The sequence below is a fragment of the Uliginosibacterium gangwonense DSM 18521 genome (assembly GCF_000373965.1).
GTDB classification, from domain to species: Bacteria; Pseudomonadota; Gammaproteobacteria; order Burkholderiales; family Rhodocyclaceae; genus Uliginosibacterium; species Uliginosibacterium gangwonense.
The window spans coordinates 274,428-295,800 of the sequence record NZ_KB892835.1 but is presented as its reverse complement, the minus strand read 5'-3'; the positions used below and the strand labels follow the sequence as shown (position 1 = coordinate 295,800).

Below are 21,373 nucleotides of genomic sequence, written 5' to 3'. Positions count from 1 at the left end.
CATCATGCGTCGTGCTGATCGTCTTTTCCGTCTGGTAGAGCTGCTGCGCAGCCGTGGCATCGTTACCGGCGCCTGGCTGGCAGAGCAATTGCAGGTGTCATTACGCACCCTGTACCGGGATATTCAGGATCTCACCCTCTCTGGTGTCCCGATTGAAGGTGAGGCGGGCGTTGGCTACCGCCTGCGCTACCGGATGGATGTGCCGCCGCTGCTGTTTGACCCTGCCGAACTGGAGGCTTTGCTGGTCGGCTCGCGCATGGTGCAGGCCTGGGGAGATGCTGATCTGGCTCAGGCGGCTACCGCCGCACTCGCTAAAATCCACAACGTACTGCCTGAACTGCTGCGCCGCGAAGCGCAGCAGGCGCAGCTGTTCATCCCCTCTTACCCGGACAACCGCCCGCCCTTCCTGACCGAACTGCGGCGCAGCATACGCCAAAAGCATGTTGTGCACATGGCCTATGTTCGGGAAGACGGCACCCCCTCAGAGCGCGACCTCTGGCCGCTGGGTCTGTTCTTCTGGGGACATGCCTGGACACTCATCGGCTGGTGTCAGCTACGCGACACCTTTCGCCACTTCCGGGTTGATCGCATCCAGCAAATGGAAGTGCTCATTGAGCGCTATCCAGATCAACCGGGGCAACGCCTGAATGATTATTTTGACGAACTGGAACGTCAAAATCATATCAAGATCACCCAGCGCTAGACTCCGGCAAAGGTGCTTGTCCGCCAAACCCGGAGAAAGCAACTTCCAGGGATTTGCGCGGCAGATCGCAGACGATGAATACCAAACGAGTATCCCGATCTGCATCCGGCCATGCGGCCAATGAAGTCTCAGGATAAGATTCGTGCTGCACCGCATGGAAAACGCGTGGGGCATCCTCCCCCTGCACGGCCACCAAGCCCTTGATGCGCAGCAGGCGCTCACCCACCATGGATTGCAGCATCTCGATCGCCCGGGAGAAATTCGCCCAAGCAAAAGGCTGGGAAAATCTCAGCACATGCGTGGTGATGCGTTCATCATGAATATTTGGCACGGTTTGGGCATGCCCAAACACACCTTGTTTCTGCTGCAGACGCTGCTGTTCGCGTGATGCGGCCTCCCCCAGCCAGCGCTCAACGGCCTCTGGCTTGCCTGCCGCTGAGTACAGGCTCATCCCTTCGAGCAGGCCCGCAGGCATCTTTCCCGGTTCGCTTTGCCAACAGGCGGCGACTGGATTTAAGGTGCTGACGCGCTCTTCGGCCTCGGCAATCATCAGGCTATCGGCCAGATCACATTTGGTGAGTACCACGCGATCAGCCATGGCCAGTTGCTTGATGGCCTCTTCATGCTGGCTGAGTTGCCAGTGCACATTGCGCACGTCAACCGTGCACACCACGCCTTCCAGACGGAAACGCTCGGCAATGAAGAAATCGCGCATCAAGGTGTGGATCACCGGGGCGGGATCAGCCAGACCGGTGGTTTCAATCACCACCCGATCCAGCGCATCAATCTCACGACGCAGGCGGCGCATGAACAGCTCGCGCAGACTGCGGGTCAAATCCCCCCGCACGGCGCAGCACAGACAGCCAGATTCCAGCAGGGTAATCTCTTCCGAGACCTCTTCGACCAAGAGGTGATCCAGCCCCACCGCCCCTACTTCGTTGATCAAGACTGCGCAGCCACGCATGGAGGCATCGCGTAGCATGGTATTGAGCAGACTCGTCTTGCCACTACCCAGAAAACCGGTGAGCAAGGTGACGGGAATCCGCCGATCTTCAGTGGTGACCATGCAAACCCACCCCAACAGCCACCGCGACAACCCCGAGAATCATGGCAACCGTCTGCCACATCGAAGTATGCCGATGAGATTCACGGCGCAGCATCGGCAACAGATCAGAAATCGAAATATAGAGGAAGCTTGCCGCAGAAACACACAGGATGTAAGGCAAGGCCCCTTGCAGATGCACCAGCGCCAGACAGCCAACGATCCCACCGAAAATGGACATGACACAAGAGGCTGCATTCAGGCTCAAGGCACGCAGCTTGGACAAACCTGCCGTGCGCATAATCACAAAATCGCCCGCTTCTTGCGGAATTTCATGGGCAACGATGGCAAACGCGGTACTCCAGCCCAAGGCCGGATTGACGAGGAAAGACGCCGCCACCAATACGCCATCGACAAAATTATGGAAACCATCCCCCAGCATCACCGACAGCACGGTCGGTTTGCCCAGGCGGTCACTCATGCCATGCGAGTGGGAGTCGGTCGGGCAATAATGATCATGCCCATGCTCATCAACGTGGGCATGCCGCCACAATGCAGCACGCTCAAGGCCATAGAAGGCGAGCAGCCCCACCAGCAAGGTCATGAAAAGCTGATGCGGCTCAACGCCAGACTCAAATGCTTCCGGCAATACTTCAAGCAATGCCACCGCCAGCAACACCCCGGCTGCAAACCCCACGAGACGCGGCAACCAGCGCTGGGGGAAACCGGTAATCAACAGCATGGAACCCAAAAGGCTCAACACGCCACCTGTAAAAGTGGCGAGCACAACATAAGCCAATGTCATTTTTTATCCTTATGGCTATCATCGCACCGTGCGCATTGCCCGGTGATACAGAAGTCCACTGTCTTGCCGGAAAAGCCCAATGGCAGGGGCGGCGGCTGGATGGGGATGTCTTCCAGGCAAAAAACCTTGCCGCAGCCTTCACAACGGAAGTGGGCATGGTCACGATGTGCCTGGGTCTGCACAGAGGCCAGACTGAAGCGGGAGACACGGTCGGCATCAATATTTTTGTGCGCCAGCCCCATCTCGACGAGCCAATCGAGCACGCGATAGAGGGTGACGCGGTCGAAACCTTCGGCAGCCAGCGCATGCTCCACGTCGTGATGACTCAAGGCGCGCTCAGCCAGCTGAAGCTCACGCAGCACGGCAATCCGGGCGGGCGTCACGCGGGCGCCCAGCGCCCGGATGCGCTCTGCCAGAGAGGAAGTATCGCTTGGAATCTCAGACATGGCTTCATTTCATCACAAGCCAGACGCTAATGCAACCCTGTTGCAAATAAGCTTTATCACCGTGCGCCTTGTACTGCCGGAAATTGGTGGTACGCTGACGGTTACAAGGATCACAATGAAGGAGACACCCATGCCCTATACCACCGACCTGGCCCAGGAACTGAACACGCTGTTGCGCTACGACCTGACCACCAATCAGCAAGGACTCAAGATCCACAAGAATGCGGACGCCGAGGTCATCGCCGCCACTCAGCGCCTATACGCCAAAGGGCTGGTCAGTCAGGCGGACGGTGGCTACCTCACGCCGCTGGGGCGCGAAGCGGCTGCCCACGCGCAGACCCTGCTGAGTATTCTGGTCTCAGAACCCAAGCGCAACCTGCCTGCACAAGGCGAAGCTGCGGCGGTATAAAGCCAGAGGCCTTGCATGCTGCGCAGGTTCATCTGCATGGTGTTGGGCAGCATAGCCTGCGCGTGCAGCACATTCCCCATGACCCCTGGGCACTTTGACGACGCCGCGTCGCAGGCGCAACTTGGCGCCAGCCTGCGCACCCATCACCTGATCCTGCTGGGCGAAGTGCATGACAACGCCCGGCAGCACGCCCTGCGGGCCAAGGCGCTGGCGGATTATCTGCAAGAGGGCGCACGCCCGGCCCTCCTGATGGAGCAGTTCGACCGCGACACCCAGCCCGCCATTGATTCAGCCATGGCGCGTGCGGATGTGACTGCCGACCAGATCATTGCCATCGGCCAAAGCACGGGATGGGACTGGCAGCTCTACCGCCCCTATATTGAGTTGGCCATCCGGTATCACCTCCCGCTGATTGCCGCCAATGTCTCAAGAGCCGAGACACGCACCATCATCAGCCAAGGGCTCGGCCCTTCGGGTTTCGCCGCTGAGATCCCGGATGACATCCTGCGCCAGCAAACAGATGAGATCATCGCTGCGCATTGCGGCCTGCTTGGCACAGCCCAGGCTGCACGCATGGTCCCTGCGCAAATCGCCCGGGATCAATTCATGGCGCAAATGATCCAGGCTCATCGCGAGCACGGCGTCATCCTGCTCGCTGGCAATGGCCACGTCCGCAAGGATATTGGGGTGCCCCGCTGGCTGGATACGACAAATCAAGCGGAGGCGTATTCCATTGGTTTGCTGGAATCCGGCACAGAATCCATGCGCAACCACTTTAATCTCGCCCTGCTCACCCCTGCACAGGAACGGCCCGATCCGTGTGCAGAATTGACTGAACGGATGCCAAGGCCTTCCAGATGAATTCCAGACCCAATCAGAACATCGCTGCACTCCTCGGCTTTTTTATTGCCCCACTTGGATTCCTTTATGTAGCCCGCCTTTGGCAGGCTGTCGTCTACATCATTCTTGCGCTAGGGGTTACAGGCACCTACATATACTATCTGCATCACCCACCTTATTGGGACGCCATCCTGGTACTCTGCTCGGCCTTCGTGTGCTCAACCTATATCTACCGCCTAGCCAAACATTATCCGGATGATAAACCACGCCCCCACTACAGCCGCTGGTATGGTTTGCTGGGCTGCGCCCTAGGGTATGCCCTCATCGCCTTGCTGATCCGCAGCTTTGGGCTGGAGCCATATCACATTCCATCTGGCTCAATGCAGCCCACCCTCCCTGTAGGTTCATATATTGTCACCAGCAAGTGGGGCTATGGGCACTATGGCAGTTACGGCATCACATTGGCGAGAAGGCCGCTTTCACAATCACCGAACAGAGGGGATATTGTCGTCTATGAAAGGCCATCTACCCCTGATTTACGTTTTGTCTCACGCATCATTGGCCTGCCCGGCGACAGGATCAGCTATCGTGACTATACGCTCACCCTCAATGGCCAGACCGTAGCACTTGAAGACAAAGGAACGCTGGCGGTCGACTGGAGCCAGGCGTTTTCACACAAGCTGGAAAAGCTGCCCGGGCAATATCATGACATTCAGTTTTCATCTGAAATTCCCACCGTCCAGACAACTCTGTCCGCCGCAACAGTGCAAGGCTGCACCATCGCCAATAACGGCATCGACTGCACAATCCCTTCAGGAAACTATTTCGTGATGGGCGACAACCGTAGCCAGTCAGCAGATAGCCGTATCTGGGGATTCTTGCCAGCAGACAACATCGTTGCCAAGGTCATCCACATCATTCCTTGACAACGCCGCCACCAGCGCAAATGTAGTATTGACACCTGCACTGATGTGACTAACACCGGAGCATGTCCGACTAGACTCGCCCAAGCCCTTTGCGCTTCTGGCGTTTGGCGCCCTGCTCCATTTCCCGCAGCAAACTCTGAAAATCAAACGGATGCTGCGCCTCCAGCGTGCGCGCCACATTCACAAGGCTTTTCCAGGCAGGCGGGTATTCTGGATCATTGAATGCAAAAACAATACGATTACCATCCGCAGGCACATCCACCGTGAAACTGCGCCCGGCAAACGTCTCACTGATCAGGTCGATATGTGCGTTGGCAACAAGGCTATGGCCGGAGATGTTGACCACCAGTATGCCTTTAGGCTTGAGGTGGCGACGCAAATTGTCGTAAAACCCTTGCTTGCCGGTTTGTGGTGCCAAGCCCTCCTCGTCGTAGGCGTCCAGCAAGATGACATCGGCTTTCCCTCCCGCCGCAGGCTCGGTGGCAAAGTAGGCACCAGCCTCCGCACACATAACCTGCATCCGCGCGTCGTCGCGCGGCACCATGAACCAGTCCCGACAGGCGATCACGCCTGCATCGATCTCAAGAGTGGTAACCTTGCTGCGGCCAAGCTGCCGATAGCAATATTTGCTCAGCGATCCGCCTCCCAGGCCTACGATCAGCACATGCTTGGGCCTGGGGTTGAAAAGCAGGAAACCCATCATGCATTGGGTATAGGCTACCTGCAAGGCATCTGGCGCAGCAATCTGCATCTCGCTCTGGATCAGGTGGAAATTGAAATACAGGCGGCGGATCTTGCCATCATCCAGCACAAAGGGCTTGGGATAGATGCCCTCGCGCAATTCGTGAATCAGGCGTTTGCGGTCTTTATCCTCGGGCTCATGCAGGCGTACCACACCACTTTCATCAAAAAGATTGGCGGGCAGGCTGATCCAGCCTTCACGCATGTATTCATCGAGCAAAGCGGTTACGGGCATCTTGACTGAAAAATTGCAACAAAATGGAATGCAATGGCTCTGGCAAGACGGCTTAACGACGCCAGAACCATTCTTATAAGCTTATTGAAGCGGCGAATACTCCACCCCTACGCCATCAAGGTCAAGCCACACAGACCAAAAAGGCCAGGAATCTGCCCACCCTCGCAATCAATCCTGGCGAACAAAGATTTATTGCTTCGCTTAAGTCTGCTCTAAGTATGCGCGCATAGACTTCATTTCACCGGCAGACATTACTGCCACCCAACTGAACAGGAGTCCATCATGAAAACACGTTCCATTGTAGCTTCCGCCATCATCGCCCTGAGCCTTGCCGGTCTGGCTGCACCAGGCGTTGCCAGCGCTTCCCTGCTGTCCAGCCGCCTTGTGAGCCAACAGCAGTTGGACAAGCTCCACGCTGGCGAATCGCTGCAGGAAGTTGTCAGCAATCTGGGCAAGCCCAACAACATTACCAAGTGGGCAGATGGCTCCCGCTCTGCTGTCTATGACACAGGTGACAGCCAGGTTGGCCCCCAAAAGGTCTATATCGATCTGGATGCACAAGACAAGGTTGTTACCGTTGAAGTGCTGGCACTGTAATCGCTCATCACTGACGTATCCCCCAACACAACAGGAGTTCATATCATGAAAACACGCTCAATCCTCTCGTCTCTCGTCTTCGCTCTGGGTATCGCAGGCTTTGCCGCACCGGGCATCGCCAGTGCATCTTTGCTCACCGGGCATATGCTGACACAAGATCAGATTCAATCGATCCATGTCGGCGATTCACTCAGCAGCATCATCAAGAACCTGCATGACCCCGAGAACATTACCACCTGGGCCGATGGCAGCCGTTCTGCGGTCTATGACACAACGGACACCCTGGTGGGACGTCAGACCGTCTATATCGATCTGGATGCACAGAATAATGTGAAGAGCGTTGAAGTGCTGGAAAAGTGAGCCGTGAAATCTGCGAATATCCCAAGGCAACTGGGAACAAGGTTTCTACCGGGCAGTATGCTGCACCGGTAGAAACCCCAAGCAGGCGATACCTTAAAACAGGTATCGCCTCACGCATTTCAGCGCCCTTCCAGACGCGCCTGAAGGAAATCCCCCAACGCCCTTACCCGTGCGCTCAGGTGTGCGCCCCTTGCCAACGCCAACACCAGTGGATAGGCCCCGGCATTCACTGCAGGCAACACATGGCACAGGCGCCCGCTTACCAGATCCGCCAGCACATCCAGCCGCGATTTGACGGCAATCCCCTGCCCGGCCACCGCCCACAGGTGAGCCGCCATGCCGTTGTCCGTGCTGCGACGCAGCCGAGGACGCACCTGCACGACACGCCCTGCCTCATGCAATTCCCATAAATCGGCCGGTCGTCCGGCGATGCGCAAGCCAATGGCATCATGCAGCGCCAGATCCTCTATGGATACAGGCACGCCTTTGCGTGCAAGGTATGCTGGCGCTGCGACAAGGATGCGTTCATTGTCTTTCAACTTGCGCACAATCAGGCCGGGTTGTTCCGGGCGCCCATAGCGAATAGCGGCATCCACCGGCTCACGCCCCAAGTCACTGAGCCGATCGCTCATGAAAAGCTCCAGTTGCACCTGTGGATAAAGTGCCAGAAATTCATCCAGCAAGGGCAGCAGGCTTTGCACGCCCAAATCAACCGGCACTGACAGACGCAACAAGCCGCTGACCTCTGAAATCGGGGCACGCAAGGCGCCCATGCCATCGTCAAGCATCGCCAAAGCGTCCCGCGCCCGCAGCAAAAAGGCCTCACCCTCTGGCGTAGTACGCAGGGCGCGATTGTTCCGGGTGAACAAAGCGCTGCCCAACTGTTGCTCCAGGCGGCGAATGGCAGCGGTAGCCGTCGCGGGTAGCATGTCGAGCTCACGCGCCACGGCAGCCACGCTACCCAACTCCACCGCCCGCAGCGCAAGGCGCAGGGCAGATAGATCCAGATTGGAAGAAAGGGGTTCAGATGTTTTCAATTGACAAACCATATTTGCGATAAGCGCAGTTTCGCACATATCGTTTGTTTTTCAAGACTCTGGCACAGTGACGCCATCACACTTCAACCGGAGTCTTTACATGAAAGCAATCGGATACCGCCAGAACGAAGCCTTCGCCAGCTTTGACCTCCCCACCCCCACACCCGGCCCACATGATCTCTTGGTCAAGGTGCAAGCCGTCTCAGTCAACCCGGTCGACCTCAAGGTGCGCGCCAATACCGTGGTGCCTGCAGGTGAGATCAAGGTGCTGGGCTGGGACGCCGTGGGTGTCGTCGAAGCGCTGGGCGCAGAGGTCAAAGGCTTTGCCGTAGGTGAGCGGGTCTGGTACGCGGGGTCGATTGCCCGTCCGGGCAGCGATAGCGAACTGCATCTGGTGGATGCACGCATCGCCAGCTACGCCCCCAAGACGCTTGACCTGGCCCACGCGGCCGCGCTTCCGCTGACCACCATCACCGCCTGGGAACTATTGTTTGAGCGCCTGGGTATTGCCCGCAACGGTGGCGCAGGCAAACGCCTGCTGGTTGTGGGCGGTGCGGGTGGGGTCGGCTCAATCCTCATCCAGCTCGCCCGCAAACTGACCCAGTTGGAAGTGATTACCACCGCCTCCCGCCCGGAAACCCAGGATTGGGTACGCAAGATGGGCGCCCACGAAGTGATCGACCACAGCAAGAATATCGCAGAGGAACTCACCCGCATCGGCCGCCCCCAGGTGGACTATGCCATTTGCCTGACGCACACCAGCCAGCACTATGAAGCCTTGGTCAGCGCGATTGCGCCACAAGGCAAATTTGCGCTGATTGATGACCCGGAGACCAGCATTGATGTGCGCCTGCTCAAGCGCAAGAGCATCTCACTGCACTGGGAATTGATGTTCACCCGCCCTATCTTCAACACGCCAGACTTGGCCGAGCAAGGCAAACTGCTGGCCGAGGTGGCTGCGCTGGTGGATGCGGGCGAGCTACACAGTACCCTGACACGTAACTTCGGCCCGCTCACCCCGGCCAACCTCACCGCCGCCCATGACTGGGTTGCCAGCGGGCAGGCAATTGGCAAAGGGGTGTTGGTCGGGTTTTAAGATTTGTAGGCTTGGCCTTCGGCTACCGCAACGGTAGCCAGGGCCGCCAGCGATTCATCCAGCAAAGGGTTGTTCTCGCGGGGAACAGCCCTGGATTTACCCTGAGCGTCAACGGCCACATAAGTATAGGTGGCTTCAGTCACGCAATAACGCTCGCCGACACTGCCGGTAATCACCTTCTTGACCCACACCTCCATCTTCACCTTGATGGAGCTGCGCCCCACATGGCTGCAGTGGCCATAGCAGCACACCACGTCCCCCACCGCCACCGGGCGCAGAAAAGTGATGGCGTCCACCGCCACCGTAACCACGCGGCCCTCAGCCAATTCATAGGCATGGATCGCCCCGGCCATGTCCATCTGTGACATCAGCCAGCCACCAAAGATATCACCACTGGGGTTGGTATCCGCCGGCATGGCCAGGGTGCGCAGAAGCAGCGTGCCAACGGGCTCACGGGTAGTCTCAGGGGTCATGGTCATATCCTCTGTCGGGGTGCAAAAACGCGCCTATTATCCAGCATAGCGATTGCAATACGCAGAATACGCTGACGAGCATACAATTCCCGTCTCCATTCTTGCAGATATAGATGATGATTACCGCAGCCACTTTGATCTACTGGACCATGCTGGCAGGTGTTGCCCTTGCGGCCATCACCGGGGTGCTGGATGCAGGGCGCAAGGGCATGGATGTGGTGGGCGCCTGCGCCGCAGGGCTGGCAACAGCGGCAGGCGGCGGTACGGTGCGCGATCTGCTGCTCGGTCGCCCGGTATTCTGGATCACTGATCAAAGCTACCTCTTCGTGGCGCTCATCGCAGCGCTGGCCGCCTTCTTCCTGGTGCGTGCAGTGCGCCTGCCAGTGCGCCTGTTCCTGATCCCGGATGCCATCGGACTGGCACTTTTCACGGTTTCCGGTACCCAGATCGCGCTGGACGCGGGCGTGCCCTGGCTGGTGGCGGGTTTGATGGGCGTGATCACCGGTGTTGTGGGTGGGGTGCTGCGCGATATTCTGTGCAACGACATCCCGCTGATCTTTCTGCCCGGCGAACTCTACGCCATGGCCGCAGCAGGAGGTGCCACCGCCGTGGTGGGCCTGCACTCGGCAGGCGTTCATCATGAAATCGCCGCCATCGTGGGATTCGTTGTTGCGGCAGGCTTGCGGCTCGCGGCTATGGCCTTCCGGCTGCGTTCGGCAGAGTGGGAACCGCTGGAATAATCAGGCTTCGATGCTGCACCTCACGCCAAACCTGCCATCAACCACTACAATGCAACATTAGCCTTTGAGGAGTCCGCTATGAGCGTGCCCGACCGTTTTGTAGCATTGTTTATCGACGCCGACAACGCGCCCGCCAGCCACATCGAGGTCATCCTCAATGAACTGGCGGGGTTTGGCACGGTGAGCATCCGGCGTGCCTATGGCAACTGGAAAGGGGAGCGCCTGTCCTCCTGGGAGCGCATTCTGCATGAATATGCCATCCAGCCCATCCACCAGCTGGATCTAACCAAGGGGAAGAATGCCACGGACATGGCCTTGATCGTGGATGCGATGGATGCGCTCTACACCCGCAAGGTGGATGTATTCGCAATCGCCTCATCGGATTCGGACTTCACCCCGCTGGCAACCCGCCTGCAGGCCGATGGCAAGATGGTGATCGGCTTTGGCGAACGCAAGACGCCGACGCCCTTCGTCAACGCCTGTTCCAAGTTTCTCTATCTCGACATGGAAGAGGCCACCGTTGAATCCGGCCCCAGCGCCACCGTGCGCAAACGCAGCAGCAAGGAACTCAAGGGCGATGCGCGCCTGGTCAACCTGCTGCGCAATGCCGTGCAGGCCGCAGAAGGCGACGACGGCTGGGCGCCTTTGAGTTACGTGGGCAGCCACATTGCCAATCAGGCCTCATTCGATGCCCGCAACTACGGCTTCAAGAAACTGGTGGATCTGTTCAAGGCGATTGATCTGTTCGACCTCGAATTACGGGACGACCGCATCACCTATCTGCGTGACCGCCGCAAGGCCAAGGCAGGCGCATGACTCAGCCCCAAGCCAACAATCCGCTGCACGGACTGACGCTGGAATTCATCCTGACCCGTCTGGTCGACTACTACGGCTGGGAGCAGTTGGGGCGACACATTGAGGTACGCTGCTTCATGTTCGACCCCAGCATCAAATCCAGCCTGAAATTCCTGCGGCATACTCCCTGGGCGCGCGCCAAGGTGGAAGAACTCTATCTGGATACCCGCTGGCCGGAGTAACGGGTTAAAAACGGCAAAAAAAACGGGACAAATCACCTAACGTGATTGCCCCATAATCCTCAGAACCTGTTTATGATCTTACTACGAGGACGTGATCGGGGTTTCTGCGCTGCTCCGCACCCCGCTGACGCCCTCTCGCTACAGAACCTAAACGGGTTCTCTGTGAGCACTGCTCACTTGAGGAGAAGAGTCATTTCAGTAGTTCCAGCATGCGCTGGGCTACCAGTTCGGAGGAGGCCGGGTTCTGACCCGTAATCAGATTGCCCTCGACCACTGCATACGGCAGCCAGTCTTGCCCCTTGGAATACAGGCCGCCATTGGCCTTGAGCATATCTTCCACGAGGAAAGGTACCACGTCGGTCAGTTGCACCCCATCCTCTTCCGTATTGGTAAAGCCTGTCACTCGCTTGCCCTTGACCAGGGGAGCGCCATCCTTACCACGCGTATGGCGAAAAATGCCTGGAGCATGACACACGGCACCCAGCGGTTTGCCTGAGGCATGCACCGTTTCAATCAGCGCGATCGAATTCTTGTCTTCCGCCAAATCCCACAAGGGGCCATGGCCGCCGGGGTAGAACACTGCGTCATAACCCTCGGCCTTCACATTGGCAAGCTTGATCGTGCTCGCCAAAGCTGCGATTGCTGCAGGGTCAGCCTTGAAGCGCGCTGTGGCTGCGGTCTGGAAATCAGGCTCATCGCTCTTAGGGTCGAGCGGGGGCTGGCCGCCCAGCGGAGACGCCAGGGTGATGTCTGCACCAGCATCCTTGAAAACATAGTAAGGAGCAGCAAACTCCTCAAGCCAGAAGCCAGTTTTCTTGCCCGTGTTGCCCAGCTGGTCGTGCGAGGTCAAAACCATCAATACTTTCATTTGTCATTTCCTTTTTCTATTTTCAAACTGAAGGGAAAGGGAGTGTCACTTGTTCAGTTGTATAACCAGCTTGCCGAAATTCTTTCCTTTGAGCAGGCCGATAAAGGCTTGTGGCGCGTTCTCAAGACCTTCGACGATATCTTCACGGAATTTGATCTTGCCTTCTGCCAGCCATGCGTTCATCGTATCAAAGAATTCGCCATAACGATGGCCGTAGTCATCAAACACGATAAAACCCTGCATCCGGATACGCCGCTTGAGCAATTGCACCATCAGGTGCGGCATGCGATCCTCGCCCACCGGTAGGCCGGTGGCATTGTATTGCGAGATCAGACCACACAGTGGCACACGGGCTTTAGTATTGAGTAGCGGAAGCACCGCATCAAATACTGCGCCGCCTACGTTTTCAAAGTACACATCGATACCATTTGGGCATGCAGCCGCCAGTTGCTCAGCCAGATCAGGAGCACGGTGGTCTATGCAGGCGTCAAACCCTAGTTCTTCCACCACATAACGACACTTCTCGGGCCCACCGGCAATACCTACCACACGGCAGCCCTTGATCTTGGCCACCTGCCCCACCACAGACCCCACGGCACCACTGGCCGCGGCCACCACCACCGTCTCGCCTGCCTTGGGCTCACCGATATCCAGCAGACCCATATAACCTGTCAGCCCCGGCATGCCCAGCACCCCAAGGGCCGCAGAGGGATGTGCCAACTGCCCCAGCTTCCGCATGCCACGTTCATCAGCCAGGGCATAATCCTGCCAGCCGGTATAGGCCAATACGAGTTCGCCCTCTGCATAATCAGCGTGGCGCGATTCAACCACCCGGCATACCGTTGCACCGACCATCACGGCATTGAGTTCAACCGGTGCTGCGTAAGACTTGGCATCACTCATCCGCCCCCGCATATAGGGGTCCAGAGACAGATACAACGCTTGCAATAACACCTGCCCTTCGGCCGGGCTGGGCACCGGCACCGTTTCCAGGCGAAAATTCTCGGCAGTCGGTTCGCCCACCGGGCGGGAAGCCAGCACGATACGGCGATTCTGTTGTGGTGCGCTCATGGGTATTTCTCCTTGTAGTGATCTGTAGCCTGGAACCGGGTTCATAACAGACCGGTCGTCTAGTGCGTAACCAAATTAATATGTATCGATGTTGGGCGACTGGTATGGGAAGCCTAGCCCTGTTTCAAGCCAAGCAGGTTCTGGGTGTGCTTCAGGGCTGCATCGAACACGCTGCGGTCTCGACGCAGCTTGGTCAGCAGGCTGGCACCCAACCACGCCTCATACAGCCACGTAGCGCAATCAGCGGGAGCCAGAGCGCTCTTGATGGAGCCTTCCGCCACGCCTTCGCTAATGCACTCCGTCAGGCGGCCAAGGATGCGTTCGGTGCCCTTCATCATGATGGTGCGCATGGCCTCTGACAAATCAGACACCTCTGCCGCCAGCTTCACAATCAAGCAGCGCTCGGCATAGTCCTCCGAAAACTGAGTCTCAATCCAGCGCTGGAAATACAACTCCATGCGTTGCCCCGCAGTCAGACCGGGGCGGGCAAACAAGCCATCCAGGCGCGCCATATAAGAATCAAAATACGTCTCCAGCAACGCGCAGCCAAACACTTCCTTTGACGCAAAGTAATGGTAGAAGGAGCCCTTGGGCACCCCTGCGCTACTGAGAATTTCGCTCAAACCCACCCCCACAAAGCCTTTGCTGGCAACCAGCAATTGGCCACAGTCGAGGATGTGTTGGCGGGTATCAGGGCGTTCGGAGTTCATGAGAAACATCATAACCACAACTAGACCGGTCGTCTAGTGTTATTTTCAAATAATCCGTTACTTCAAAATCCTGCGCCGCAGACAAGCCGCAGCAAAACAAGTCCCCTGGCCTCGCGAAAACTCCACTGGACGGAGATAACGAAGGATCAACCACCATCGATCCACGCCCTCCCCAAGCATATCCTCTCCTTTGCAAGCGTTGATGCTATTGGACTAGAATGACAGCAAGCAGCTATGAGCGAACGATCAGGCTTGCCGTTTCAAAGCAGCCGTTCGGTGCTCCGAAACAAGAATCTGTAGAGTGAGGTTTTTGTCGATTCTGTTAATGCTGTTCATATTTACAGCTAAATCGTGCAAAGCCATTCTGGAAGACAGTCTTCGCGGGTCGGTCGTGCCATGTAGGGGGCACGACCGATGTTATGTATCAATACTGAAACCTATAACACATTAGCCGAAATCAGGTTAGGCCATGCAAGCGAGCGCGGATGTCGAGTATCAGAAAGCTTTGGCAAAATACGATGCGTCCTTCATGAGTGATGCGAAGTGGCTTCGCCTGTTTCGGGCGGTCGTCAGTGCAGGGCTAGTGATTGATCGAGCGAGCTGGAAGTTCGTTGATTCCGAACACTCGATTTGGCAGTCTTTTCCTTCCGATCGGGATCTGATGCCTACAAGATTTGCGGATGGGAAGTTTCAACCGTTCGAATACAAATGGATTGAGTCCGTTTTCATCCCGGCACGGTATAGGCCAATTGAGGATGTCGGATATGAGAAAACACAAGACACCCAGGGCATCGTTGCCGCACTGGAGAGTGAAGGGAAATTTCAGATCACTAAATCGGAAACAGGTATAACCATTCATGCATATCAGCGCCGAACTTTCGGCTAACCCCTCCGTCGAGAGGGACCGCCCTCAAATAAACATGCACCAACGCACACCGAATCTGTCGGTCAGATCTGTCATGCACTCGCTGTAGAAGCACTTTCCCAGGGGGTGATTGATCCTTGCGCCCTCCTCTAGTGCCTGATAGGCGCGCTTGATGGTTGCGGCTTCATCTGGCTGAAACTGGATGCAGAATTGCATGGTATTTCCCGTGATCTGCTGCCCTTGGGGTAGATCAGATTCGCTGAGTGCGAGGACATGGCCGAATATGTCTATCTCTGCGTGAACGATCAGCCCTTCTGCGCTTCTCATCTCGTTGAGCAGTGCTGCATCAAAGGCCTGTAGATACAGTGCAATGGCCGCATCAGCGTTCTTCACATAAACCTGATAAAACATCCTCTTCATGCTTGCCCCCTGCAGATGCCGTGATGGCATCGATTTAGTTCAAAGTCATAAAGCGAGTTCTTTACGTCACGCTGCTTCTACCAGGCGGGTAGCCAGAGTACCCAAACGCCGCACCGCATCTTCCTGCACGGGCGACCACGGGCAACCGCTGCTCAGGCGCAGGCAATTGCGGTAGCGGCCGCTGGCGGAGAACAGTTCGCCGGGGAAGAATGCAATCCCCTCGGCCAGTGCGGCTTCGTAGAGCTGATTGGCGTTGGCGGGCTCCGGCAACTCCACCCACAGCACAAAGCCCCCTTGCGGTTGGGATAGACAAGTCCCTGGCGGGAAGTGGCGCATCACGGCCTCTGCCATGGCGAGTACCTGTTTTTCATATGCCCGGCGCAATCCGCGCAGATGGCGTTCGTACGCACCGGATTCCATGAATGCGGCCACCACCGCCTGGGTGATGGGGTTGGTGGCTCCGGCGGTCAATGTCTTCTGTGCCAGCACCTGAGCATGGTAGCGCCCGGCGGCTACGTAGCCCAGGCGCAAGGTAGGGCTGATGGTTTTGGAGACAGATGCGCAGAGCATTACATTGCCCGCAGTGTCGAAAGATTTGATCGGCCAGGGGCGATGGGCGCCGAAATTGAGGTCGCCAAAAATGTCATCCTCAATCACCGGGATATTGCGCTCAGCCATCATTTGCGCCAGGCGCTGCTTCTCATGGTCGGGCACCACGCAGCCCAGCGGATTGGAGAAGTTGCTCACCAGCAGGCATGCGGCCACCCGGCGTTCCCGTGTGGCAATGTCCAGTGCATCCACAGACATGCCGTGCTGGGGATGGGTTGGGATTTCCAAAGCCTTCAACCCCAGGTTTTCAAGCAACTGCAGCATCAGGGGATAAGCCGGTGACTCAACTGCGACCGTATCCCCCATCCGCGTGACGGCACGCAGGCATAGCGACAAGGATTCGGTACAGGAGTTGGTCACAATCAGTTCATCTGCGGCCAGCGGCTGCCCCCAGGCAAGGGAGCGGCGTACAAATTGCCGTACCAGTTCGGGGTGGTTGATAGAGGTATGGCTGGCGGTGGCCAGCAACCTATCGGCACGGCGCCCGACCTGGCTATACAAACGTTGCAGACTGGCAATCGGCAAGACCTCGGCAGAGGGCAATGCGGCGCCAAAGGGGATGAGGTCGGCCTGATGATTCAAGGCCAGCACCTCCATCATGCGGCTGCTGACATCGACCTTGACCGCGCGTGCAGGCGGTGTGGCACGTGGTGCCTGCAATGGCACTCCACAGCCCGGGCGCACAAAATAGCCCGATTGCGGGCGCGCTTCCACACAGCCACGCTCTTCCAGCAGACGCAGAGCATGGACCACAGTAGAGATGGAGAGGCGTTTTTCCTGTGCCAAACGCCGCACGGAAGGCAGGCGTTCGCCCACCCGCAGCACGCGGGTGGCGATCAAACCGGCCAGTTCCTCGGCCAATTGCTCATAGCGCAGTGTCTGTTGATCCATTCCCTTGCCTCCCGCATTGACCGGATTATGGGCAGCACCAGAGCATTTGGACAGGTACAGTCACCCCACAATTGGAGCAGTACAGTTTATCGGTTTTCAAACTGTACCGATCACAATTCATTTTTTTTGTATCTGTACCGCCCCAAGCGAATTCCCTAGACTGTGATCACAGTGTCGCCACTACGTAGGAGGATCGGAAAATGTGGATTTCATTCGGGAAAAGCATCGTTACACTCGACACAGGCCACACACTGGCCCTGAAGCATGCCCGTGGAATGGAGATCAACTGCCTGGCAGGCAATATCTGGTTGAGCATCGAAGGAGATGCCCGTGACATCCTGCTCCATCCGGGTCACAGCTATACCCTCACCACAGGCGGACTGGCGGTGATGGAAGGGTTGCCACATGCCACTATCCGCCTGGAACGCCAAGCAAGCTGGCCGCAGAGCTTGGCCAGCAGGCTGAGCCACGCAGTCCAGGCACTCTGGCCGATTCGCCTACCCACCCTGGGGCCGGTCAAGACGCCACATGCAAGCGTCGGTTCTCCATGACTTGCCGGATCATCTGCGCATAGCCGTGCTCAGGCACCAGCAAGGGGAGGCGGCTCACGGCCTGGATGCGCTGGCGCAGATCGGCAGCGGGCAGATCTTGCCAGCTAGTCTCACCCAGCAAATGGGCCAGAACGATCTCCTGCCCCCAGAAGTACACGCTGTCTGCCTGCACATTGGCCTGCATCTGTTGCACTTGCTGCAGCGTGCCGGGTTCGTCGAAAGTACGCCAGATATCGGCATAGAGCACATCCACCGCCAAATCTGGTCGCCATTCCAGGGCATCAGCCTTGACGATGCGGATCTTGGTACGCACCCAAAGAGGGATATCTGAGAGCGTCGAGCAGACATCCAGCAACTGGATGACTTCCATATCCCTTTCCACCACAGTCACACGGGTCACGGCACGCTGAAAGGCCATGTTGATCGCTACCCATGCCAAACCCAGGCCCATTACCACCATATGCCCGTGAGCATGCGTGCAGGCAAGTTCCTGGCTTTCGATTTCCTGTGGGGAAAATGACATCCAGGTCTGCCATGTGGCTTGGTCATGGGCTGCACGCCGCATCAGGATCGGTAACGCACCGACGGCCCAAGTGCCGCTGTGGTAACCACGCTCAAGGTGGAAAGGGCATTCTGTCACCCTCCACTGAGAGCCTTCCATAGGGCGATATTTTGGCACATACCATCGGGTTGAAAACAGGGGGACGCCCAACAGCGAAGCCATTGTTTCTTCAGAAGTCCCCAACAGATTTTCCTGCACCATCGCCTCTGCCCCCTATGCTGTTATTTGGAAGCATAACGGTAGGACATTATCATCAAAAACACTATTGCCCAGACAGGCGGCCCCACCTTGCCACATTTGCCCCACACCAAAGCAAGTGGTTTTTAGCTACCATGTCGGCCCGGATGCCGGATTCCGGCGCCCCTGTTTCAACAAGAGTTCCATGCGTATCCACACCATTGAAGAACGCCTGCATGCACTGGGCGCCAAAGACTGCCACATCCAACGCATCCTGCGTGCCTGGGTACGCGCCCAGCCCCTGGATGCGGGGCCACGCGCTGCCGAGCACGCCCTGCCCCTGGCGGTACGCAAGGATCTACCCGCGCTGGCCGACACATTGCAGGCATTGACCACGTTACGCAGCCAGCACCCTGGCGAAGATGGTTCGGCCCGCCTGCTGGTCGGCCTCAACGACGGCCAGACGGTGGAAAGCGTGCTCCTGCCGCGCGACGGCTTGTGCGTTTCCACGCAGGTGGGGTGCGCGGTGGGATGCGTGTTCTGCATGACCGGGCGCGATGGCCTGATCCGCCAGGTGGGTAGCGCAGAGATCGTGGCCCAGGTAGTCCTCGCACGCCAGCAAAGACATGTGAAGAAAGTCGTCTTCATGGGAATGGGGGAACCCGTCCACAATCTGGACAACGTACTCCAAGCCATTGACGTGCTGGGGAGTCTTGGTGATATCGGCCACAAGAATCTGGTGTTTTCCACCGTGGGCGATTACCGCGTGTTCGAGCGCCTGCCGCAAGGGCGAGTCAAGCCAGCGCTGGCACTCTCGCTGCACACCACCAATGCAGCCTTGCGCGAGAAGCTCCTGCCGCGCGCGCCGCGTATCGACCCCGCCGAACTCGTGGAACTGGCCGAGGCCTACGCCCGCAGCACAGGCTACCCGATCCAGTACCAATGGACGCTGCTGGAGGGCATCAATGACAGCGAAGAGGAACTCGATGCTATCGTGCGGCTGCTCAAAGGCAAGTACGCCATCATGAACATGATCCCCTACAACACCAATGAGGGGCTGGAATTTCGCCGCCCGGCACCAGAGCGTGCCGCCGAAATCGCCCGGAGCCTGCACCGGCGCGGCATCCTGACCAAACTGCGCAACTCGGCCGGGCAGGATATTGACGGGGGCTGTGGGCAGCTACGGGCGCGGGAAAGCCTGGGGAAAATCCGGGTTTTGCAGCGCGGAGCGCCCATCCAAGATCAATCCGAGCACAGCAAGGTATAGATTTTTGCAAAAAACTGTGTCACGGCTATTCATCATGCAGGGAGATGCGTAGCATCCATTTCGTCTGGTGAAAATCAGACACATTTTTTTGCTCAAAATGTAAGCGCTTTCTTTTTCAAGGAGAAACCCAATACACAAATAATTTTCATATTTATCTTGTGGTTAATACATGCCTGTAGCGCAATCTTGGCGGAGATTGGAGCTTGGAAGTGCAGCATGGTTTGAAAGAGCTTTCACACAGAAGCGTCATCACAAAAAATGCAGTCAGCGCCCCTTTGGCGCCAGAACTGCAAAACAAGGATGGCCCGCCCGTCGGCGGGCTCTGTATGGCGGAGCACTTTGCAAGATATCGCTATCATTCGGCCAGCCTGTACGTGAGCGGAGGTTGCGAGGTCTTCCAGGGGCTCCGCGCCCATCACCAAAGGAAGACAGATGAAGACAATCGTTCGCAACACCCTGGCCGCGCTGGCCGCCGTTGCAGCCACATCGGCCGCCAGTTCGGTAGGCGCGGCCACCACGGCACAGATATCCACAGCCGTCACCAACGCCTATGGCTGGCTCGACAGCCAATACGGGCTGGGCTGCATCGCCTCTTTCCGCAACGACTACAACGACAATTACACCCTGGTCAATGGCGTCTATAAACTCGTCACACCAAGGGCGGTCGACAACTACGGTTATACCTATGATCAGGCACTTGCCGTCATGGCCTACCTGCAAGACACGCGTTCGGGCAACACCTCGGTCGCCAAGGCGCAAGCTATCCTCAACAAGTTCAAAAGCCTGCAAAAATCCGAGGGCTCCTGGGCGACTGCCTATACCTGCACCGGCAACAGCGCCACTTCTGGCGCGGAAGCAGAGCCCTACACAGATGTCGGCCCCAGTGTCTGGGTAGGGCTTGCCGCGCTGGCCTACAGAACCAAATACCCCAGCGATACAAGCTATGATGACATGATCATCAACGTGGCCCGTTACGTTTCCACCATCCAGTGGAAAACCCAATGGGGCGGCGATGGCGGCGTCAACTTCGCCTCCAATCGACTGCAGTCGGTCGGCTCCACCGAACATAATCTGGATGTATACGCCCTGCTGACCGGCATCAAGAACAACGCCACCCTGTATGCCAAGGCCAACCAGACACTCACCGGGGACTATTCCATCGACAGCGCCCGGGCCAGCGTCACGAGTTTCCTCACCAATACAGTCTGGAATGCAGGCGAGCTGCGCTTCAACGGTGGCCGCAACGACAGCAAGTTCCCCACCGATATGCTCAATTGGGGGAGTGCTGCCATGGGGGATGACTACAACAACGCCTATTATTCACTTGTCAAATGGGCAGTAGAAACCTCGCCCAGCCCATTTGAATACAATAGCGGTGTCGATTTCGTGAACAGCCGCGAACGCGCAAACCAAGGCACCTATTTCAATAGCTGGTGGGACTATTTTTCGGCCAGTGCCTACACCAATGGCGATCTGGCCATCGTGAACGACAAGATCCAGGATACATGGTATGAAGGCACCGGGCAGATGGTCGTCGCCCTCAAGATGGCCAAGGCGTTCTATGCCGCAAAAGCATGGGGCACCACTGCCATCCAGAGCAAGATCGACACCTATCTTGGCACCCTGGTTGCACGCCAGCAAAGCGATGGGGGTCTGCGCTACTCCGACCGTGGCACAAGCAACACCTACTTCCGCATGAAGACCGCCACGAGCGCAGCAGGCACCGCCTGGCTGATCTTTGGCGCCAAGGGCTTCAACCCCTTCTATCCCTTCGCCAAATCCTACTGACAGGCGCGAGGCAAACAGCCGCACCACAAAAGAGGGCGAAAGCCCTCTTTTTTCGCCGCGCCACATCGCGCAACGCGTTTGGTAGAAGAGAAGGACCAACTTGTCCC

The 21,373-nt window shown here is 57.5% G+C and carries 26 protein-coding genes; 14 read left to right on the top strand and 12 right to left on the bottom strand.

Annotated features, from left to right (window positions below):
- The first annotated feature begins 4 nt into the window (after window positions 1–4).
- Complete coding sequence (locus B145_RS0104210) at window positions 5–703, top strand: helix-turn-helix transcriptional regulator (protein WP_018605392.1); 699 nt, start codon at window positions 5–7, stop codon at window positions 701–703.
- Here the strand turns inward: B145_RS0104210 and B145_RS24380 are convergent.
- From B145_RS24380 to B145_RS0104195, 3 genes are read right to left on the bottom strand one after another with little or no spacing between them, the layout of a single operon-like run.
- The gene (locus B145_RS24380; protein WP_018605391.1) at window positions 690–1,769 is read right to left on the bottom strand and encodes a CobW family GTP-binding protein; all 1,080 of its coding nucleotides are present in this window, start codon (window positions 1,767–1,769) and stop codon (window positions 690–692) included. The genes B145_RS0104210 and B145_RS24380 overlap by 14 nt on opposite strands.
- Window positions 1,756–2,550 (bottom strand): ZIP family metal transporter, encoded by a 795-nt coding sequence (locus B145_RS0104200; protein ID WP_018605390.1) that lies wholly within the window; start codon window positions 2,548–2,550, stop codon window positions 1,756–1,758. Before B145_RS0104200 ends, B145_RS24380 begins: the two co-directional genes overlap by 14 nt.
- The gene (locus B145_RS0104195) at window positions 2,547–2,996 is read right to left on the bottom strand and encodes a Fur family transcriptional regulator (RefSeq protein ID WP_018605389.1); all 450 of its coding nucleotides are present in this window, start codon (window positions 2,994–2,996) and stop codon (window positions 2,547–2,549) included. Before B145_RS0104195 ends, B145_RS0104200 begins: the two co-directional genes overlap by 4 nt.
- On the opposite strand from B145_RS0104195, the gene B145_RS24375 reads away from it, so the two are divergent.
- From B145_RS24375 to lepB, 3 genes are all read left to right on the top strand, one after another.
- Window positions 2,995–3,405, top strand: coding sequence for a TIGR02647 family protein (locus B145_RS24375; RefSeq protein WP_018605388.1), 411 nt, complete (start codon window positions 2,995–2,997; stop codon window positions 3,403–3,405). The two genes, B145_RS0104195 and B145_RS24375, sit on opposite strands and share 2 nt — an antisense overlap.
- Before the next feature lie 78 nt (window positions 3,406–3,483).
- Window positions 3,484–4,266, top strand: a complete 783-nt coding sequence (locus tag B145_RS24370) for a ChaN family lipoprotein (protein ID WP_169558534.1) — start codon at window positions 3,484–3,486, stop codon at window positions 4,264–4,266.
- A complete protein-coding gene (lepB, locus tag B145_RS27215; protein WP_018605385.1) occupies window positions 4,263–5,171 on the top strand; it encodes a signal peptidase I in 909 nt (302 codons plus the stop codon). The genes B145_RS24370 and lepB overlap by 4 nt, the downstream gene beginning before the upstream one ends.
- A gap of 70 nt (window positions 5,172–5,241) precedes the next feature.
- On the opposite strand, the gene B145_RS0104175 is transcribed toward lepB, so the two are convergent.
- Window positions 5,242–6,147: a spermine/spermidine synthase domain-containing protein gene (locus B145_RS0104175; protein ID WP_018605384.1), complete on the bottom strand. Its 906-nt coding sequence runs from the start codon at window positions 6,145–6,147 to the stop codon at window positions 5,242–5,244.
- Window positions 6,148–6,429: 282 nt separating this feature from the next.
- Here B145_RS0104175 and B145_RS0104170 point away from each other — a divergent pair, with 282 nt between their 5' ends.
- Both B145_RS0104170 and B145_RS0104165 read left to right on the top strand, forming a co-directional pair.
- Window positions 6,430–6,744, top strand: a complete 315-nt coding sequence (locus tag B145_RS0104170) for a hypothetical protein (protein WP_018605383.1) — start codon at window positions 6,430–6,432, stop codon at window positions 6,742–6,744.
- A 45-nt stretch (window positions 6,745–6,789) separates the two neighbouring features.
- The gene (locus B145_RS0104165) at window positions 6,790–7,104 is read left to right on the top strand and encodes a hypothetical protein (RefSeq protein WP_018605382.1); all 315 of its coding nucleotides are present in this window, start codon (window positions 6,790–6,792) and stop codon (window positions 7,102–7,104) included.
- A 119-nt stretch (window positions 7,105–7,223) separates the two neighbouring features.
- Here the strand turns inward: B145_RS0104165 and B145_RS0104160 are convergent, their stop codons facing one another.
- Entirely contained in the window at window positions 7,224–8,141 is a 918-nt protein-coding gene (locus B145_RS0104160; protein ID WP_211209751.1) for a LysR family transcriptional regulator, read from the bottom strand.
- Window positions 8,142–8,241: 100 nt separating this feature from the next.
- Between B145_RS0104160 and B145_RS0104155 the strand changes: the two genes are divergently transcribed.
- Window positions 8,242–9,237, top strand: a complete 996-nt coding sequence (locus tag B145_RS0104155) for a zinc-binding alcohol dehydrogenase family protein (RefSeq protein ID WP_018605380.1) — start codon at window positions 8,242–8,244, stop codon at window positions 9,235–9,237.
- Here B145_RS0104155 and yciA read toward each other — a convergent pair.
- Window positions 9,234–9,710, bottom strand: coding sequence for an acyl-CoA thioester hydrolase YciA (gene yciA, locus B145_RS0104150; protein ID WP_211209750.1), 477 nt, complete (start codon window positions 9,708–9,710; stop codon window positions 9,234–9,236). The two genes, B145_RS0104155 and yciA, sit on opposite strands and share 4 nt — an antisense overlap.
- A 113-nt stretch (window positions 9,711–9,823) precedes the next feature.
- Here yciA and B145_RS0104145 point away from each other — a divergent pair, with 113 nt between their 5' ends.
- The 3 genes from B145_RS0104145 to B145_RS0104135 all read left to right on the top strand — a co-directional run bounded on the left by B145_RS0104145 (window position 9,824) and on the right by B145_RS0104135 (window position 11,487).
- The gene (locus tag B145_RS0104145; protein ID WP_018605378.1) at window positions 9,824–10,450 is read left to right on the top strand and encodes a trimeric intracellular cation channel family protein; all 627 of its coding nucleotides are present in this window, start codon (window positions 9,824–9,826) and stop codon (window positions 10,448–10,450) included.
- Between the two features lie 78 nt (window positions 10,451–10,528).
- Complete coding sequence (locus B145_RS0104140) at window positions 10,529–11,266, top strand: NYN domain-containing protein (protein ID WP_018605377.1); 738 nt, start codon at window positions 10,529–10,531, stop codon at window positions 11,264–11,266.
- Window positions 11,263–11,487 (top strand): VF530 family protein, encoded by a 225-nt coding sequence (locus tag B145_RS0104135; RefSeq protein ID WP_018605376.1) that lies wholly within the window; start codon window positions 11,263–11,265, stop codon window positions 11,485–11,487. The genes B145_RS0104140 and B145_RS0104135 overlap by 4 nt, the downstream gene beginning before the upstream one ends.
- A 190-nt stretch (window positions 11,488–11,677) precedes the next feature.
- Here B145_RS0104135 and B145_RS0104130 read toward each other — a convergent pair whose 3' ends face one another.
- From B145_RS0104130 to B145_RS0104120, 3 genes are all read right to left on the bottom strand, one after another.
- A complete protein-coding gene (locus B145_RS0104130) occupies window positions 11,678–12,355 on the bottom strand; it encodes a type 1 glutamine amidotransferase domain-containing protein (RefSeq protein ID WP_018605375.1) in 678 nt (225 codons plus the stop codon).
- Between the two features lie 45 nt (window positions 12,356–12,400).
- A complete protein-coding gene (locus B145_RS0104125) occupies window positions 12,401–13,426 on the bottom strand; it encodes an NADP-dependent oxidoreductase (RefSeq protein ID WP_018605374.1) in 1,026 nt (341 codons plus the stop codon).
- A gap of 113 nt (window positions 13,427–13,539) precedes the next feature.
- Entirely contained in the window at window positions 13,540–14,136 is a 597-nt protein-coding gene (locus B145_RS0104120) for a TetR/AcrR family transcriptional regulator (protein ID WP_026258812.1), read from the bottom strand.
- Window positions 14,137–14,605: 469 nt separating this feature from the next.
- Here B145_RS0104120 and B145_RS27210 point away from each other — a divergent pair, with 469 nt between their 5' ends.
- Window positions 14,606–15,022 carry a hypothetical protein gene (locus B145_RS27210; protein WP_018605372.1) on the top strand — a complete coding sequence of 139 codons (417 nt, stop codon included), beginning with the start codon at window positions 14,606–14,608 and terminating at the stop codon, window positions 15,020–15,022.
- Between the two features lie 24 nt (window positions 15,023–15,046).
- Here the strand turns inward: B145_RS27210 and B145_RS0104110 are convergent, their stop codons facing one another.
- Window positions 15,047–15,421, bottom strand: coding sequence for a VOC family protein (locus B145_RS0104110; RefSeq protein ID WP_026258811.1), 375 nt, complete (start codon window positions 15,419–15,421; stop codon window positions 15,047–15,049).
- Window positions 15,422–15,487: 66 nt separating this feature from the next.
- Window positions 15,488–16,921, bottom strand: coding sequence for an aminotransferase-like domain-containing protein (locus B145_RS0104105; protein ID WP_018605370.1), 1,434 nt, complete (start codon window positions 16,919–16,921; stop codon window positions 15,488–15,490).
- Window positions 16,922–17,121: 200 nt separating this feature from the next.
- Here B145_RS0104105 and B145_RS24355 point away from each other — a divergent pair, with 200 nt between their 5' ends.
- Entirely contained in the window at window positions 17,122–17,472 is a 351-nt protein-coding gene (locus B145_RS24355; protein ID WP_018605369.1) for a DUF2917 domain-containing protein, read from the top strand.
- On the opposite strand, the gene B145_RS24350 is transcribed toward B145_RS24355, so the two are convergent.
- Window positions 17,438–18,235, bottom strand: coding sequence for a hypothetical protein (locus B145_RS24350; RefSeq protein WP_018605368.1), 798 nt, complete (start codon window positions 18,233–18,235; stop codon window positions 17,438–17,440). The two genes, B145_RS24355 and B145_RS24350, sit on opposite strands and share 35 nt — an antisense overlap.
- 181 nt (window positions 18,236–18,416) lie before the next feature.
- Between B145_RS24350 and B145_RS0104090 the strand changes: the two genes are divergently transcribed.
- Window positions 18,417–19,478: an RNA methyltransferase gene (locus B145_RS0104090; protein WP_018605367.1), complete on the top strand. Its 1,062-nt coding sequence runs from the start codon at window positions 18,417–18,419 to the stop codon at window positions 19,476–19,478.
- Window positions 19,479–19,910: 432 nt separating this feature from the next.
- Window positions 19,911–21,266, top strand: a complete 1,356-nt coding sequence (locus B145_RS0104080) for a hypothetical protein (protein WP_018605365.1) — start codon at window positions 19,911–19,913, stop codon at window positions 21,264–21,266.
- The last annotated feature ends 107 nt before the right edge of the window (window positions 21,267–21,373 follow it).